The organism is Rugamonas apoptosis (assembly GCF_014042355.1).
Lineage (GTDB): Bacteria > Pseudomonadota > Gammaproteobacteria > Burkholderiales > Burkholderiaceae_D > Rugamonas > Rugamonas apoptosis.
This window is the reverse complement of sequence record NZ_JACEZU010000007.1, coordinates 74,879-90,794: the sequence shown is the minus strand read 5'-3', so window position 1 is coordinate 90,794 and position 15,916 is coordinate 74,879. Positions and strand designations below refer to the sequence as shown.

Here is a 15,916-nt window from a genome sequence, read left to right as displayed (position 1 = left end):
TACGTCCCCAATTAGCGTCCCCAATGAAGAGAATGCAGATGAATAACGAACAATTGATCGCCGAGGCGGCCGCTGCGCGCCTCAAGGCTTATACGCCGTACTCGAACTTCAAGGTGGGCGCGGCGCTGCTGTGCAACGATGGCCGCGTGTTCCACGGCTGTAATGTGGAAAACGCTTCCTACGGTTTGTGCAACTGCGCCGAGCGCACCGCCTTCTTCAGTGCCTTCGCCCACGGCTACCAGCCGGGCGATTTCGACAAGCTGGCCGTGATCGGCGAGACGGATGGCCCCATCGCGCCGTGCGGCGCCTGCCGCCAGGTGATCCTGGAATTGGGCGGCAATGAACTGCCTGTGGTGCTGAGCAACCTGAAAGGCGATGTGTTCGAAACCACGGCGGCGGCCCAGTTGCCCAATGCCTTCGGCGGCGCCGACCTGAAAAAGAAGTAAGCACCTTGGCGCTCAAGAAGACCATCGACGTGCAGGCCGCCGTCGCCATCGCGGCGGCCGAAGCCATCGCGGCCAAGACCCAGGGCACCTTCGGCGTGGGCGGGGTGATGCTGGACCAGCATGGCGCGGTGCTGATGTCGCTGCACAACAATGTGATCCGCAACGGCTTGGTCTACGATCCCACGGCCCACGGCGAGCGCCAGTTGATCGACTGGTATTTCTCGCAGCGGGCGCAGGGCCGGGAACTGCCCGCGCCGCACGACGTCACCATCGTCACCTCGCTCGATCCGTGCTGCATGTGCAGCGGGGCGATCCTGGCGGCCGGCTTCAACGTGGTGGCGGCCGCGCCCGACCGTCAGGCCGGCGTCAATTTCGATGGCGACGCCACTTTCCCGTCGCTGCCGGCGCCGTTGCGGCAACAGGCTGGCGCCACGTTCGGCTATCCGGCCGTGCTGGGGTCGTCCCAGTATGCGCGGGCCGGCATGGGCGCGGCGCCCAAGTCCTTCTTCATCGGGAAGACCGTGTCGGAACCGACCCAGGCCCTGTGCTCGCTCGTGTTCGAGGCCACCCAGGAGGAGGTGACGGCGCTGTTCGATACGGACTTGCCGCAATCGCAGCTCAAATGCCCGGCCACGCTGGCGCCCGGCCATGCCATCGTGCGCGCGCTCAAGGCGGCCTATCCGGACGCGCTGACTTACCGCTGCACGCCGCAGCAGCCGGACGCGGACCTGGCGCCTTATCTGCTGCGCGCCATGGCCGAGGACCGCGAGCGGGGCGGCGCGGGCGATGCCGTGGCGCTGCTCGATTCCTTCGGCAACCTGCTGTTATGCCTGCCCGGCGGGCGGGACCGCCCCGGCATCCGCACGGCGTTCATGGAGACGACGCGTGCCTACGCGCGGCTGCGCTACCAGTTGATGGCCGATGCCACGCCGGCCCAGCGCGAGGAAGTGCGCCAGTACCTGGGCCATCCCAAGGACGGCACGTTCGTGTTCGCGCAGGGGCCGGACGACAGCGCGCTCAGTTTCATGGACCTGGGCGCCTATGGTTCGACCATGGAAGGTCCGCTGCCGCTGACGAATCCTGCCCAGTTCCAGTACGTGCGGCCGCGCATGGCGGCGGATGCGCTGGCCGAATTGTGCGCGGGCTTCCCGCCGCTGTACCGCAGTGTGATCCGCATCCGCCCCACGCAGGTGGCCGATGCGGCCCTGATCGCGGCGCTGGGCTGACGAAGGCCCGCCCGCGCGCCCGCTCGCGTGGCCGTCAACCCTGCCACGGGTCGTAGGTGCCGATGCTCCACAAATGGCCTTCCAGGTCGCGGCAGGTGAAGCCGCGGCCGCCGTATTCCTCGTCCTTGATGTCCAGCAGGATGTGGGCACCCGCTTCCAGCGCGCGGCCATAGACGCGGTCGGCATCGTTCACCACCAGATAGGCCGATTGAGTGACGGCCTTGTCCTGGTCGGACGGCTGCCGGATCAGGCGCCCGTATTCCGTGTCGAACACGGAGCTGAGCATGATCATGCCGTTGCCGTACGAGAGCTGGGCATGGGCGATGGTGCCGTCCTCGTTGGGCACCACCAGTTGTTTCTCAAAGCCGAAGGTATCGCACAGCCATGCGATGGCGGCGGGCGCGTCGCGGTAGCGCATGCAGGGGATGACGGTGGCCTTGGTGGCTTTCGGTATCGTGGACATGGTTCTCTCCCAATCTGGTGTGGAACTGCTTCTATCGTGCCGAGGCCCAGGGGTTCGCCGCCGCCGGCCCGCCTCGGGGCCGTGTTGATATCGCTCAGAGGGATGGCGATTATGCGGCGCATCCGGTGGCTGGCTCCAATATTAGTCCACTGGGGCCGCCGCTACAACCGCCACGAGGTCACATCTGCTGGAACAAGTGGCTGTGGCCCCGGCTCACTTCCAGCAATTCCGGAAAGTTGCGTATGCGCACCATTTGGCGTCCCCGCAAGTCGCGCGACACTTCCTCGATGGCGTCCACCCGCACCAGGGTGGAGCGGTGGATGCGCCAGAACTCGTCGGGATCGAGCTCATCGGCCAGTTCCTTCAGCGTCTTGCGGATCAGCACTTCGGATTGGCTGGTCTGCACCCGCGTGTATTTCTCGTCGGCCCGGAAGAACAGCACTTCGCGCGTGCTGATCATGCGCAGGCTGTTGCCCACCACGGCCTGGATCCAGCGCAGGTAGTCGGGCTTGCCGGCCGGTTTGGCGCCCGGCCTGGTGCCCGGCTGGCCCCGCAGCAGGGCCGTCAATTGCTGTTCGATGTTGGCCGGCTGCTTGCCCAGCCGCGTCTGCAGCCGGGCGCAGGTGGTTTTCAGGCGCTCGCCGCCGGCCGGCTTGAGCACGTAGTCGAGCGCGCCCTGTTCGAACGCTTCGATCGCGTACTGGTCGTAGGCCGTCACGAACACCAGGTGGCAGCGGTTGAACAGCATGCGGGCCGCCTCGATGCCCGACAGGCCGGGCATGCGGATGTCGAGGAACACGATGTCGGGCTGGTGCTGGCCGGCCAGCGCCACGGCTTCGATGCCGTTGGCCGCTTCGGCCACGATCTCCAGCGCCGGCCACACTTCGCGCAAACGGGTGCGCAGCTGGTCGCGCATGGCGTCTTCATCGTCGGCGATCAGCGCGGTGGCGCGCAGTTGCGGGTTCATGGTGCTCCCTTGGCGAAGATGTCGGGCGCGTACGGCAGGCGGATGGTGGCGCGGGCGCCGCCCGTCAGCGGGGCTTCGATCACCAGTTCGGCGCGCCGGCCGTACAGCAGTTGCAGCCGTTCGCGCACGTTGGCCAGGCCCATGCCGTCGCCCGCGTGGGTGGAGAAGCCCACGCCGTCGTCGATCACGTCCACCTGCAACTGGCTGCCGGCCACGCTGGCGCGGATGTCGATCCGGCCGCCTTCGATCTTCGGTTCCAGCCCGTGCTTGATGGCGTTCTCGATCAAAATCTGCAGCATCATGGGCGGGAAGCTGGCGCTCAGCATCTCGGGCGGCACATCGATCGAGACGGCCAGCCGCGATTTCATACGGGCCTGCATGATGGCCAGGTAGGCGCGTGCCATGTCCAGCTGCCGGCCCAGCGTGCCGTTGCCCTTGGCTCGCATCTGGGGCAGGGTGGCGCGCAGGTAGTCGATCAAGTGGGTGTGGATGCGGGCCGCTTCGGGCGGGTCGGTTTCGATCAACTGGCCGATCAGGGCCAGGGTGTTGAACAGGAAGTGCGGTTCGACCTGGGCCTGCAGCGCGGCCAGCCGGGCTTCCACCAGCCGCCGTTCCAGGGTTTCCTCGCCCGCGTGGGCGGCGGACTGGCGCGCTTCCAGTTCGGCCTTGCGCTTGCCGCCGGCCAGCACCTTGAGCCCGAACGAGGCCAGCACGAAGGCGAACGCCTGTTCGGGGCGGCCGAACGGCGTCAGATCCAGCAGCAGCACCAGCACCCAGATGATGATCAGCTTGCGCCACGCCACCTGGGCCAGCCAGTCGAAAAAGCGCCACCACAGGGCGCTGGCGGTGTCGCCCAGCTCCCGCAAAAAGCCGACCACGCGGCCCGGGGGACGCTTGGCCGTCGTCACGAATGGCGCTCCGGCGGCTGGGCTTTATTGCGGCGCTCCAGGATGCATGCTCCCACGGCCAGCTTGAGCAGCAGGAAGGCGGTGAACAGCAGCAGCGCCAGCGGCAGCAGGGTCAGGATCATGGCCATCAGCACGCAGGCCACCAGCAACGCGGGCCAGGACATGCGTTGCAGGGTGCGGGCGCCGTAGCGGGCCGTGTTCAGGAAGGCGGTGCCCACTTCGGTGAGGACGTCGAGCACGCTCTGGCGGGTGATCTTGCTCATCTGGCTACTCCTTTAAAAGATGACCGATGACGTCAATGTAGCGCAAGCGGGCCAGCGTCAACAGCGCCATCCGACCAATTGCAGCTGGCGGGGTATGGCCTGCGGCAAACGGCGATGAGTGGCGCGCGCGGCGGGGCGTCCGTCAGCGCCGGGCGGCCCGCCAGTCGTCCTTGAGCAGGCCGTAGATGACGCTGTCGGACAGCTCGCCGTCCACGAACCACCGTTCGCGCAACCGGCCCTCCTGGCGGAAATGCAGCCGGTCCAGGATGGTGGCCGAGGCGTCGTTGGCCGGATGCAGGTCCGCTTCGATGCGGTGCAGGTCGAGCGGACCGAAGCCGTAGTCGATCAGGGCGGCCAGCGCTTCGGGCATGTAGCCTTGGCCCCAGTGGGCGCGCGACAGCATGTAGCCGATCTCGCAGCGGCGGTTGGCGCGGTGGAAGGCGTACAGCGTGGCCGTGCCGATCAATTCCCCGGTGGCGGCCAGCGTGATGGCCAGCCGCAGCGATTCGCCATTCTCGTAGTGCTGGCGCGAGGTGGCGATGTGGCTGGCCGCCTGGCCCAGTTCCCGCCATGGCGCGCAGCTCCAGTAGCGCATCGCCTGCGGGTCGGCATAGATGGCGAACAGGGCGTCGGCGTCGTAGGGTTCCAAAAAGCGCAGCGTCAGGCGCGGCGTTTGCAAGGTGATGGGTTCGAACACGGGCATGGCGGTCAATGTTGTGAAGATCGATGAAAGCGGATGAAAACGGGCGAAAACGGACTAAAACGGATGAGAACGACCAGTTTAGCCGCGATGATCGGCCGGTGCCGGTGTCGCTGTCGGTGCCGGCGCTGGCGCCGGAGGCTGCACGCGGATGGCGGCCAGCACCATGTCCACGATCAGTTTTTCGGCGTCGTCGAAGTCCTTGCGGGTGAGCTGCTTGCGGCCCAATACCAGCGACATCTGGGTCGAGAAGTCGGCATACGATTGGGTCATGGCCCAGATGGCGAACAGCAAATGGGTGGCGTTGATGGCGGCGATCTTGCCGGTGCTGATCCAGTGTTCGAACACGTCGATATCCTTGCGCAGCAGCGGCACCACGCGTTCCTGGATCTGGGTTCCATACAGCGGCGCGCCGCCGATCACTTCCATCGCATACACGCGCGAGGCCCAAGGCTGCTCGCGCGAAAAACGCAGCTTGGCCTGTACATAGGCGCGCAGCACGTCCTGCGGTTCCTGGCTGGGATCGGCCAGGTTTTCCATGCGTTCCAGCCATTCATCGAGCACGTTGTCGAGCACGCGCTGGTACAGGGCCTGCTTGGACGGGAAGTAGTACATCAGGTTTTGCTTGGACAGGCCCGCATTCTCGGCCACGGTGGCGATCGAGGTGCCTTCGTAGCCGCATTCGGCGAACACGCGCACGGCTTCGGCGGCGATGTCCGCTTCCAGGCGGTCGCGGTTGAGGGCGCGCCGGCTGCTTCTTGGCGCTGGTCCGGTTTGGGATTTGGCGGTCGGCATGGAGTCGTCTTTCAGCGAGGGCGTATCGAACGCAGGAATTGCAGCAGTTGCGGATGGTCGGCGTAGGCCGCGTTGAAGCGGAACCAGATCGTCTCGGCCGGGCGCAGCAGGAAGAAGTCGTTGGGCGACAGCAGGATGCCGGCCTTGAGCGCCTGTTCGGCCACCACCTTGCCGTTCCACTCCGGCGTGGGCGCTTCCGGCCAGCCGGCGCTGACGAACATGCCGCCGCGCGGGCGCGCCAGCGGCGCCATGCCCGCTTCACGCAGCAGGGCGGTGCTGCGCTCGCGGCCCGCGTCGAGCTGCGCGATCAGGCGTTCCACCATGCGCTTGTAGGGCCGCGCCGTGATGGCGTGGTACACGGCGCGCTCGTTGATCTCGGAGGTGGTGAGGCCGGCCAGCATCTTCACCCGCAGCAGTTCCGGCAGCAGCGAGGACGAGGCGCAGATGGAACCGACCCGCAGCACCGGCGACAGGGTCTTGGAAAAGCTGCCGACCCGGATCACGCGCCGCAGTCCGTCCATGGCGGCCAGCGACGCTTCGCCGCGTGGCGCCAGTTCGCGGTAGATGTCGTCCTCCACCAGCCAGAAATCGAACTGCTCGGCCAGGGCCAGCAGGCGATGGGCCTGGGCCGCGCTGAGCGAGGTGCCGAGCGGGTTTTGCAGCACCGTGTTGACGAACATGAGCTTCGGTTGCGTGGCCTGGGCCTGGGCCGCCAGCTGCTCCATGTCCAGTCCCTGTTCGCCGCGCCTGATGCCGACGGCCACGCAGCCGTGGTGGCGGATCAGCGACAGCAGGTTGCTGTAGCCGGGATCCTCCACCAGCACCGTGTCGCCCGGCTTGGTGAGTGTGCGCAGGATCAGGTCGAAGGCGTGGGTGGCGCCATGGGTCAGCAGGATCTGTTCCGGTTCGATGGCCACCAGTTCCTCGCTCAGGGTGGCGGCCATGTGCTGGCGCAGGGTGGGAAAGCCCAGCGGGTGGCCATAGCCGCGCAAGCGGTTGGCGGGGATGCGCATGGCGTGGCGCACGGCGTCGAGGATGGTGTCCTCGCCATACCACTCCGGCGGCAGCCAGCCGGCGCCCACCGGCAGCGCGTCCGACGTGCCTGAATACAGTTCCGGCGTGAGCGCGTCGATGGCGGCCGGGGTGGGGGAGAACGGGGCCGGCGCCAGCGCGGCCGGCAGGTCCTGGCGGGCCACGAAGTAGCCGGAGCCGCGGCGCGAGGACAGCAGGCCCAGCGTCACCAGCCGGTCGTAGGCTTCCACCACAGTGAAGGTGCTGACACCATTACACTTGGCGAACTGGCGCACGGATGGCATCTTGGTGCCCACGCGCAACGCGCGCCCACCCACCAGGGCGCTGATGGCGGCCACGATCTGGTCCACCAGGCTGCCCTTGCCGCCCCGCGCGATGGCCACCGCGGGCCAGCCGCTGTCGGGCGCCGGCGCCGGGTGCTGATCGGGCGCAGTGTCCCCGTCCCCCATCCGTGTTCTCCTTATTGTTGCACTGAACAAAACTGTAGTGTTTTTGCCGCCTGTACGGTTGGCGGGTTTTGCGATTTGTGTATCTGTGCCATAGTTGTTGCGCTGTCTATTATTGCATCATCATTTTGCCAACTGGTAAATTATTTTTACGATGGGATGGATCAGCCACGGCGCCGTCCATCACCGGAACAGGAGACCGATATGAATGAGACCCGACCGGCATCGATGGCGTCCTTCTGGATGCCGTTCACCAATAACCGCGATTTCAAGATGCATCCGAGGCTGCTGGTGTCGGCCGAAGGCATGTACTACAAGGACGTGGACGGCAACAGCATCCTCGATGGCACGGCCGGCCTGTGGTGCGTCCCTTGCGGCCACGCGCAGCCGAAGATCGTGGCGGCCGTGCGCGAGATGATAGGCCAGCTCGATTTCGCCCCCACCTTCCAGATGGGCCATCCGGCCGCCTTCGACCTGGCCGAACAACTGATGGAGTACACCAACCACCGCTTCGGCCATGTGTTCTATACGAACTCCGGTTCCGAGGCCGTGGACACGGCGCTCAAGATGGCGCTGGCCTACCACCGCGCGCGCGGCGAAGGCACCCGCACCCGCCTGATCGGCCGCGAGCGCGGTTACCACGGGGTGGGCTTCGGCGGCATCTCGGTGGGCGGTATCGCCGGCAACCGCAAGCCGTATGGCGCCATGCTGCCGTATGTGGACCACCTGCCGCACACCCACGACCTGGAAAAGAACGCGTTCACGCGCGGCGAGCCGGAATACGGCGCCCACCTGGCTGACGAACTGGAACGCATCGTCACCCTGCACGACGCGTCCACCATCGCGGCCGTGATCGTGGAGCCGGTGGCCGGATCGACCGGGGTGCTGATCCCGCCCAAGGGCTACCTGAAGCGCTTGCGCGAACTGTGCACCAAGCATGGCATCCTGCTGATCTTCGATGAAGTGATCACGGGCTTCGGCCGCATGACGACGCCGTTCGCGGCCGATTACTTCGACGTGGAACCGGACCTGATGACGACGGCCAAGGGCCTGACCAACGGCGTGGTGCCGATGGGCGCCGTGTTCACCAAGCCGTTCCTGTATGAAGCCTTCATGCAGGCGCCGGCCGGCATTGAACTGTTCCACGGCTACACCTACTCCGGCCACCCGCTGGCCTGCGCCGCCTCGCTGGCCACGCTGGAAGTGTTCCGTGAACAGAAGATCGTCGAACACGCGGCCAGCCTGCAGTCGTACTGGGAGGACGCCGTGCATTCGCTGCGCGGCCTGCCGCATGTGATCGATATCCGCAGCATCGGCTTGATCGCGGGCATCGAACTGGCGCCGATCGCGGGCAAGCCGGGTGCGCGCGCGTTCGACGCGTTCAAGAAGGCGTTCGCGGACGGTGTGCTGATCCGCACCACGGGCGACATCATCGCGCTGTCGCCGCCGCTGGTGCTGGAGAAGAAGCACATCGACGAATTGTTCGGCAAGCTGGCCAAGGTGCTGAAGGACCTGGCCTGATCGGCCCCGCTGTACCGGGACAGGCGCCGCCACAAGCAACGCCTGGCCCTTTTTTCTGCCTGACGTTTTACTTTGCATCCCAAACTACAACGAGGAGAACAGCATGCTAGTAGGCGTACCTAAAGAGATCAAGAACCAGGAATCGCGCGTGGGCCTGACGCCGGCCAGCGTGAAGGAGCTGGTATTGCGCGGCCACCAGGTGCTGGTGCAGCAGGGCGCCGGCGCGGCCATCGGCCTGACGGACGCGATGTACGAGGGCGCCGGCGCGACCATCATCGACACGGCGGCGGAAATCTTCGCGCGGGCCGAGATGATCGTCAAGGTCAAGGAGCCGCAACCCGAGGAATGCGCCATGCTGCGCCGCGACCAGATCCTGTACACCTACCTGCACCTGGCGCCGGACCCGGATCAGACCCGCGCGCTGGTGGCTTCCGGCGCTGTCTGCATCGCCTATGAAACCATCACCGGGGCCAACGGCGGCCTGCCGCTGCTGGCGCCCATGAGCGAGGTGGCCGGCCGCATGGCGGTGCAGGCCGGCGCCGCCCACCTGGAAAAATCCAAGGGCGGCATGGGCTTGCTGCTGGGCGGCGTGCCCGGCGTGGCGCCCGGCCATATCGCCATCATCGGCGCCGGCGTGGTGGGCACCAACGCGCTGCAGATGGCGGTGGGCATCGGCGCGCGCGTGACGATCCTGGACAAGAATATCGACCGTCTGCGCCAGCTGGACCTCATCTACGGCAACCGCGTGAGCACCATGTACTCGAACGCCCACACGGTGGAGGAGGCGGTGCTGGACGCCGACCTGGTGGTGGGCGGCGTGCTGGTGCCCGGCGCGGCCGCGCCCAAGCTGGTGACGGCGGCCATGATCTCACGCATGAAGCAGGGCGCGGTGGTGGTGGACGTGGCCATCGACCAGGGCGGCTGCTTCGAAACGTCGCACGCCACCACGCACGAAAAGCCCACCTTCGTCGTGGACGGTGTGGTGCACTACTGCGTGGCCAATATGCCGGGCGCGGTGGCGCGCACCTCCACCTTCGCCCTCAACAACGCCACCATCGGCCATGCGCTGGCGCTGGCCGACAAGGGCTGGCAGAAGGCGCTGCGGACCAACCCCCATTTGAAGAACGGCTTGAACGTCTGCCACGGCCACGTCACCTATGAAGCGGTGGCGCATGGCCTGGGTTATCACTATGTCGAAGCGGACAGCCTGCTGGGCTGAGCGCATTTAATTTGAACGGAACATCATGACTACGCTAGACACCATCACCCACTACATCAACGGCGCCAAGGCCGATACCGCCAGCGGCCGTTATGCGGACGTGTACAACCCCGCGCTGGGCGAGCCGGTGGCGCGCGTGGCGCTGGGCACGGCGCAGGAAGTGGATGCGGCCGTCGCGGCGGCGGCCGCCGCCTTCCCCTCGTGGTCCGCCACGCCGCCGCTGACACGGGCCCGCGTGCTGTTCAAATACCTGCAGCTATGCCAGCAGCACACCGACGAATTCGCGGCCATGCTCACGCGTGAACACGGCAAGACCTTCGCCGATGCGCAAGGCGAGGTGGCGCGCGGGATCGAGATGGTGGAATTCGCGGTCGGCATTCCGCAAATGCTCAAGGGCGAGTTCACCGACCAGATTTCGCGCGGCATCGACGCCTGGTCCATGCGCCAGGCGCTGGGCGTGGTGGCCGGTATCACGCCGTTCAACTTCCCCGTGATGGTGCCGATGTGGATGTTCCCCGTCGCTCTCGCTTGCGGCAATACCTTCGTGCTCAAGCCGTCCGAACGCGACCCGTCGCCGTCGCTGCTGCATGCGCGGCTGCTCAAGGAGGCCGGTTTGCCGGACGGCGTGTTCAACGTGGTGCAGGGCGATAAGGTCACAGTCGACGCGCTGCTTGACCATCCCGTGGTGCAGGCGGTGAGTTTTGTTGGCTCCACCCCGATCGCGGAATACATCTATGCGCGCGGCTGCGCCAGCGGCAAGCGGGTGCAGGCGCTGGGCGGGGCCAAGAACCATATGGTGGTGATGCCGGACGCCGACATGGAGATGGCGGTCGACGCGCTGATGGGCGCGGCCTACGGTTCGGCCGGCGAACGCTGCATGGCCATTTCCGTGGTGGTGGCCGTGGGCGACGCCGGCGACAAGTTGATCGGCGCGCTGGCCAAGCGCACGGCCGCCCTGAAAATCCGCGACGGCATGGCGGCCGACGCGGAAATGGGGCCGGTGGTGTCGCGCGCGGCCAAGGAACGCATCGAAAAGCTGATCGGCGAAGGCCTGGAGCAGGGCGCCACGCTGGTGGTCGATGGCCGCAACTACCACGTGGCCGGGCGTGAGAACGGTTTCTTCGTGGGCGGCACGCTGTTCGACCATGTGACGCCGGACATGAGCATCTACAAGGAGGAGATCTTCGGCCCCGTGCTGTGCGTGCTGCGCTCGCCGGACGTGGGCCATGCCGTGGGCCTGATCAACCGCAACGAGTACGGCAACGGTGTGGCCATCTACACCCGCGACGGCGGCGTGGCACGCGAGTTCGTACGCCAGATCCAGGTCGGCATGGTGGGCGTGAACGTGCCGCTGCCCGTGCCCATGGCGTTCAACAGTTTCGGCGGATGGAAGCGCAGCCTGTTCGGCGACCATCATGCCTACGGCCCGGAAGGCGTGCGTTTCTACACGCGCCACAAGGCCGTGATGCAGCGCTGGCCGAACACGGCCAGCGCTGGCGCGGAATTTGCGTTCCCGCAGATGAAGTAAGGCCGGCCTGCCGCATGCAGGTGCGTGACCAAGCCCCCGTCAACCAGCCCCAGTCAGGAATTGAAGATGATGATCGAATCCCTGAAGTACATGCCGCAGTCCCGGCAATCCAGCAGCGCGCTGGCCGAGCATTTCACCGACCTGGCGCCCGCGCTCAATGCGCGCCAGGCGGCGATTGAAAGCGCGCGCTGCCTGTATTGCTACGATGCGCCTTGCTCGCGTATCTGTCCGTCCGAAATCGACGTGGCGAGCTTCATCCGCAATATCCATGAAGGCAATGTCAACGGCGCCGCCGCCGGCATCCTCAAGCAGAACATCCTGGGTGGCAGTTGCGCCCGCGTGTGCCCGACCGAGATCCTGTGCGAGGACGCCTGCGTACGCAATCACGACGCGGAAGGGCAGCCCGTGAAGATCGGCCTGCTGCAGCGCTACGCCGTGGACCACATGACGTTCAGCGAGCATCCGTTCCAGCGCGCGCCGGCCACGGGGCGCAGGATCGCCGTGGTGGGTGCCGGCCCGGCCGGGCTGTCGTGCGCGCACCGGCTGGCCATGCTGGGCAACGATGTCGTCATCTACGAGGCCAGGGAAAAATCGGGCGGCCTCAATGAATACGGCATCGCCAAGTACAAGCTGACGGACGACTTCGCGCAGAAGGAAGTGGCGTTCCTGCTCGGCATAGGCGGCATCGAGATCCGCCACGGCCAGACCCTGGGCGGTAATGTGCAGTTGAAGGATTTGCAGGCCCAGTACGACGCCGTGTTCCTGGGCCTGGGCCTGGGCGCCAGCCGCCGCCTGGGGCTGACGGGCGAGGACGCGCCGGGCCTGCTGGCGGCCGTGGACTACATTGCCGCGCTGCGCCAAGCGGACGATTTGTCGCAACTGCCGGTGCCGGCGCGGGTGATCGTGATCGGCGCGGGCAACACGGCCATCGACATGGCGGTGCAGATCCGGCGCCTGGGGGCGGAGGAGGTGACGCTGGTGTACCGGCGCGGCTTCGACGCCATGAGCGCCACCGGCCATGAGCAGCACATCGCGATGGAAAACCAGGTCCGCATGCGCACCTGGGCCCAGCCGCAGCAAGTGCTGTTGGACGAGGCGGGCCGCGTGCGCGCCATGCGCTTCGAGAAGACGGCGTTGAACAACGGCCGGCTGGCCGGCACCGGCGAGACGTTCGAGATCGCGGCCGACGCCATCTTCAAGGCCATCGGCCAGAGCATGGACCCGGACAGCATTGGCGATCCGCTGGCCAGGACCTTGCAGCGCGACGGCGACAAGATCCATGTGGACGCTCAGTTCCGCACCATCCTGCCGCGCATCTACGCCGGCGGCGACTGCGTGGCGCCCGGGCAGGACTTGACGGTGCAGGCCGTACAGCACGGGAAGCTGGCCGCGCTGGCCATCCACCGCGACATCCAATCGAACAAGGAGCCGCATCATGGCTGATCTGAGCATAGAATTCTGCGGCATCAAGTCGCCCAATCCGTTCTGGCTCGCGTCCGCGCCGCCGACGGACAAGGCTTACAACGTGGTGCGCGCTTTCGAGGCCGGCTGGGGCGGCGTGGTGTGGAAGACGCTGGGCGAAGATCCACCAGCCGTCAACGTATCGTCGCGCTACTCGGCCCATTACGGCAAGAACCGCGAAGTGATCGGCTTTAACAACATCGAACTGATCACCGACCGCTCGCTGGAAATCAACCTGCGCGAGATCACCCAGGTCAAGAAGGATTGGCCGGACCGCGCGCTGATCGTGTCGCTGATGCTGCCGTGCGAGGAAAAGGCATGGGCCGATATTCTGCCGCTGGTGGAAGCGACCGGCGCCGACGGCATCGAGCTCAATTTCGGCTGCCCGCACGGCATGCCGGAGCGCGGCATGGGCGCGGCCGTGGGCCAGGTGCCCGAGTATGTGCGCATGGTGACCAGCTGGTGCAAGAAGCATTCGAAGCTGCCCGTGATCGTCAAGCTCACCCCCAACATCACGGACATCCGGGGGCCGGCCCGCGCGGCCAGGGAGGGCGGGGCGGACGCCGTTTCGCTGATCAACACCATCAATTCCATCACCCACCTGGACCTGGACCGCATGGTGGCCTTCCCGGCGGTGGGCGGGGCCAGCACGCACGGCGGCTATTGCGGCACGGCCGTCAAGCCGATCGCGCTCAACATGGTGGCCGAGATCGCGCGCGACCCGGCCACGGCGGGCCTGCCCATCTCCGGCATCGGCGGCATCGGCAACTGGCGCGACGCGGCCGAGTTTATCGCGCTGGGCGCCGGCTCGGTGCAGGTGTGCACGGCGGCCATGCTGCACGGCTTCCGCATCGTCGAGGAGATGAAGGACGGCCTGTCGCGCTGGATGGACGAGAAAGGTTATCGCAGCATCAGCGAGTTCGCCGGCAAGGCCGTGCCCAACACGACGGACTGGAAATACCTGGATATGAATTACCAGGTGATCGCCCAGATCAACCAGGACGATTGCATCCAGTGCGGCCGCTGCTACGTGGCGTGCGAGGACACGTCGCACCAGTCCATCGCGCAACTGGTCGACCAGGCGGGTGGACGCCGGTATGAGGTGATCAAGGAGGAATGCGTCGGTTGCAATCTGTGCGAAATCACCTGTCCGGTGCAGGGCTGCATCACGATGGTGCCGCAGAAGACGGGCAAGCCGTACATGAACTGGACCCAGGACCCGCGCAATCCGCGCGCGGAATCCGCACCAGGCACGGCACAAAGTCCAGCGCAAGGCGCGGTACCGGGCGCGCTCCAGCAGCCGGCGGCGGAGGTGGTCCAAAACTAGTTCGGCGTGAGTACAGGGTTAGGTATAAAAATTGCAGAGACTGAGATACACTGGCCCGTCACCAGGCTTGCGCAGGTGACGGGGCCAGAGGCCTCATCAACCCTTGGAGAGAGCAACGTGAGTAAAGAACCGACTGGCAGCACGCAACTATGGAATGAAGATCTGGCGCCCACCACGGCGGCGCAACGCAGCTGGCGCTGGTATCACTTCGCCGCGCTGTGGGTGGGCATGGTGATGTGCATCCCGGCCTACACCCTGTCGGCCAGTCTGATCGAAGGCGGCATGTCCGGCTGGCAGGCCGTGCTGACCGTGTTCCTGGCCAACGCCATCGTGCTGCTGCCGATGCTGGCCATCGGCCATGCCGGCACCAAGTACGGCATCCCCTACGCGGTGCTGGCCCGTTCCTCGTTCGGCACCACCGGCGCGCGGCTGCCGGCGCTGATGCGCGCCATCGTGGCCTGCGGCTGGTACGGCATCCAGACCTGGTTCGGCGGCCAGATGATCTACACGCTGCTGGGCGTGATGATGGGCGGCGAGATCGGCGGCGCCAAGATCGCGGGGCTCGGCATCAACGGCGCGCAACTGGCGTGTTTCCTCGCGTTCTGGGGCATCCAGTTCTGGTACATCGTGCACGGCATGGACGCCATCCGCAAACTGGAAACCTACACGGCGCCGCTCAAGATCCTGATCTGCTTCGTGCTGCTGGGATGGGTGTACAACAAGGCGGGCGGCTTCGGCGACCTGCTGTCGGCGCCGTCGCAATTCGTTGAAGGTGGCAAGAAGGCTGGCCAGTTCTGGTCCGCGTTCTGGCCCTCGCTGACGGCCATGGTGGGCTTCTGGGCCACGCTGGCGCTCAACATCCCCGACTTCACCCGCTTCGCCCGCTCGCAGCGCGACCAGGTGCTGGGCCAGTCCGTCGGCCTGCCCGTGCCCATGGGATTGCTGGCCATGATGGCGGTGATCGTCACCTCGGCCACCGTGGTCTTGTACGGCAAGGCGATCTGGGACCCGGTCGACCTGTCCAGCCGCATGACGGGTGTGGCGGTGCTGGTGGCGCTGCTGATCCTGCTGATCGATACGGTCAGTGTGAACCTGGCGGCCAACTTGGTGGGGCCGGCCTACGATTTCTCCTCGCTGGCGCCCCGCCTGATCTCGTACAAGACGGGCGGCTACATCACGGCCTCGATCGCGATCCTGATGATGCCGTGGAAGATACTGGAATCGACCCAGGGCTACATTTTCACCTGGCTGATCGGCTATTCCGCGCTGCTGGGCCCCATCGCCGGTATCCTGATCATCGACTACTACATGGTGCGCAAGACGGAGCTGGACGTGGCGCAGCTGTACCGCGAAGACGGCGGCTACTCCTACGGCAATGGCTGGAACACGGCGGCGCTGGTGGCCTTCGTGGTCGGCGTGGTGCCCAATATTCCCGGCTTCCTGAACGCCGCCTTCCCGTCCTCCTTCCCCGGCGTGGCGGACGGCTTCAAGACCATTTACACCTACGCCTGGTTCGTCGGCATTGCCATTTCGGCGCTGGTGTATGGTGTGCTGATGAAAGGTAAGGCGCTGCCGGCCATGCGCGCGGCGGCTCAGCCATAACCGAGAGGACTA

The 15,916-nt window shown here is 66.3% G+C and carries 15 protein-coding genes; 8 read left to right on the top strand and 7 right to left on the bottom strand.

The features are described from left to right. The first annotated feature begins 38 nt into the window (after positions 1-38). Both H3H39_RS14955 and H3H39_RS14950 read left to right on the top strand, forming a co-directional pair. On the top strand, positions 39-446 hold the full coding sequence (locus H3H39_RS14955; protein ID WP_182160581.1) for a cytidine deaminase: 408 nt from the start codon (positions 39-41) through the stop codon (positions 444-446). A 5-nt stretch (positions 447-451) separates the two neighbouring features. Beyond that, positions 452-1,672, top strand: coding sequence for a nucleoside deaminase (locus H3H39_RS14950; protein WP_182154193.1), 1,221 nt, complete (start codon positions 452-454; stop codon positions 1,670-1,672). 34 nt (positions 1,673-1,706) lie between these two features. Here the strand turns inward: H3H39_RS14950 and H3H39_RS14945 are convergent, their stop codons facing one another. The 7 genes from H3H39_RS14945 to H3H39_RS14915 all read right to left on the bottom strand — a co-directional run bounded on the left by H3H39_RS14945 (position 1,707) and on the right by H3H39_RS14915 (position 7,249). After that, the gene (locus H3H39_RS14945; protein ID WP_182154192.1) at positions 1,707-2,135 is read right to left on the bottom strand and encodes a VOC family protein; all 429 of its coding nucleotides are present in this window, start codon (positions 2,133-2,135) and stop codon (positions 1,707-1,709) included. Between the two features lie 178 nt (positions 2,136-2,313). Beyond that, entirely contained in the window at positions 2,314-3,102 is a 789-nt protein-coding gene (locus H3H39_RS14940) for a LytR/AlgR family response regulator transcription factor (protein ID WP_182154191.1), read from the bottom strand. Then, positions 3,099-4,010, bottom strand: a complete 912-nt coding sequence (locus H3H39_RS14935) for a sensor histidine kinase (RefSeq protein WP_182154190.1) — start codon at positions 4,008-4,010, stop codon at positions 3,099-3,101. Before H3H39_RS14935 ends, H3H39_RS14940 begins: the two co-directional genes overlap by 4 nt. Further along, positions 4,007-4,273: a hypothetical protein gene (locus H3H39_RS14930; protein ID WP_182154189.1), complete on the bottom strand. Its 267-nt coding sequence runs from the start codon at positions 4,271-4,273 to the stop codon at positions 4,007-4,009. The genes H3H39_RS14935 and H3H39_RS14930 overlap by 4 nt, the downstream gene beginning before the upstream one ends. Positions 4,274-4,415: 142 nt before the next feature. Next, positions 4,416-4,976 (bottom strand): GNAT family N-acetyltransferase, encoded by a 561-nt coding sequence (locus H3H39_RS14925; RefSeq protein ID WP_182154188.1) that lies wholly within the window; start codon positions 4,974-4,976, stop codon positions 4,416-4,418. A 78-nt stretch (positions 4,977-5,054) separates the two neighbouring features. Further along, a complete protein-coding gene (locus H3H39_RS14920) occupies positions 5,055-5,768 on the bottom strand; it encodes a TetR/AcrR family transcriptional regulator (protein ID WP_182154187.1) in 714 nt (237 codons plus the stop codon). An 11-nt stretch (positions 5,769-5,779) separates the two neighbouring features. Beyond that, positions 5,780-7,249, bottom strand: a complete 1,470-nt coding sequence (locus H3H39_RS14915) for an aminotransferase-like domain-containing protein (RefSeq protein ID WP_182154186.1) — start codon at positions 7,247-7,249, stop codon at positions 5,780-5,782. Between the two features lie 201 nt (positions 7,250-7,450). Between H3H39_RS14915 and aptA the strand changes: the two genes are divergently transcribed. The 6 genes from aptA (at position 7,451) to H3H39_RS14885 (ending at position 15,904) form a co-directional block, all read left to right on the top strand. Continuing rightward, a complete protein-coding gene (gene aptA / locus H3H39_RS14910; RefSeq protein WP_182154185.1) occupies positions 7,451-8,767 on the top strand; it encodes an omega-aminotransferase AptA in 1,317 nt (438 codons plus the stop codon). A gap of 103 nt (positions 8,768-8,870) precedes the next feature. Further along, on the top strand, positions 8,871-9,986 hold the full coding sequence (gene ald, locus H3H39_RS14905) for an alanine dehydrogenase (RefSeq protein ID WP_182154184.1): 1,116 nt from the start codon (positions 8,871-8,873) through the stop codon (positions 9,984-9,986). Positions 9,987-10,011: 25 nt separating this feature from the next. Further along, positions 10,012-11,514, top strand: a complete 1,503-nt coding sequence (locus tag H3H39_RS14900; RefSeq protein WP_182154183.1) for a CoA-acylating methylmalonate-semialdehyde dehydrogenase — start codon at positions 10,012-10,014, stop codon at positions 11,512-11,514. Positions 11,515-11,580: 66 nt separating this feature from the next. Next, a complete protein-coding gene (locus H3H39_RS14895; RefSeq protein WP_220461559.1) occupies positions 11,581-12,957 on the top strand; it encodes an NAD(P)-dependent oxidoreductase in 1,377 nt (458 codons plus the stop codon). Beyond that, a complete protein-coding gene (gene preA, locus H3H39_RS14890; protein WP_220461558.1) occupies positions 12,950-14,302 on the top strand; it encodes an NAD-dependent dihydropyrimidine dehydrogenase subunit PreA in 1,353 nt (450 codons plus the stop codon). The genes H3H39_RS14895 and preA overlap by 8 nt, the downstream gene beginning before the upstream one ends. Before the next feature lie 117 nt (positions 14,303-14,419). Next, on the top strand, positions 14,420-15,904 hold the full coding sequence (locus H3H39_RS14885; RefSeq protein WP_182154182.1) for an NCS1 family nucleobase:cation symporter-1: 1,485 nt from the start codon (positions 14,420-14,422) through the stop codon (positions 15,902-15,904). Positions 15,905-15,916 lie beyond the last annotated feature (12 nt).

What these genes read in the sequence shown, in the direction of transcription:
- H3H39_RS14930 (WP_182154189.1), bottom strand. Translation starts at nt 4,273, where the DNA reads ATGAGCAAGATCACCCGCCAGAGCGTGCTCGACGTCCTCACCGAAGTG.
- H3H39_RS14920 (WP_182154187.1), bottom strand. Translation starts at nt 5,768, where the DNA reads ATGCCGACCGCCAAATCCCAAACCGGACCAGCGCCAAGAAGCAGCCGG.
- H3H39_RS14945 (WP_182154192.1), bottom strand. Translation starts at nt 2,135, where the DNA reads ATGTCCACGATACCGAAAGCCACCAAGGCCACCGTCATCCCCTGCATG.
- ald (WP_182154184.1), top strand. Translation starts at nt 8,871, where the DNA reads ATGCTAGTAGGCGTACCTAAAGAGATCAAGAACCAGGAATCGCGCGTG.
- H3H39_RS14915 (WP_182154186.1), bottom strand. Translation starts at nt 7,249, where the DNA reads ATGGGGGACGGGGACACTGCGCCCGATCAGCACCCGGCGCCGGCGCCC.
- aptA (WP_182154185.1), top strand. Translation starts at nt 7,451, where the DNA reads ATGAATGAGACCCGACCGGCATCGATGGCGTCCTTCTGGATGCCGTTC.
- preA (WP_220461558.1), top strand. Translation starts at nt 12,950, where the DNA reads ATGGCTGATCTGAGCATAGAATTCTGCGGCATCAAGTCGCCCAATCCG.
- H3H39_RS14955 (WP_182160581.1), top strand. Translation starts at nt 39, where the DNA reads ATGAATAACGAACAATTGATCGCCGAGGCGGCCGCTGCGCGCCTCAAG.
- H3H39_RS14940 (WP_182154191.1), bottom strand. Translation starts at nt 3,102, where the DNA reads ATGAACCCGCAACTGCGCGCCACCGCGCTGATCGCCGACGATGAAGAC.
- H3H39_RS14925 (WP_182154188.1), bottom strand. Translation starts at nt 4,976, where the DNA reads ATGCCCGTGTTCGAACCCATCACCTTGCAAACGCCGCGCCTGACGCTG.
- H3H39_RS14900 (WP_182154183.1), top strand. Translation starts at nt 10,012, where the DNA reads ATGACTACGCTAGACACCATCACCCACTACATCAACGGCGCCAAGGCC.
- H3H39_RS14895 (WP_220461559.1), top strand. Translation starts at nt 11,581, where the DNA reads ATGATGATCGAATCCCTGAAGTACATGCCGCAGTCCCGGCAATCCAGC.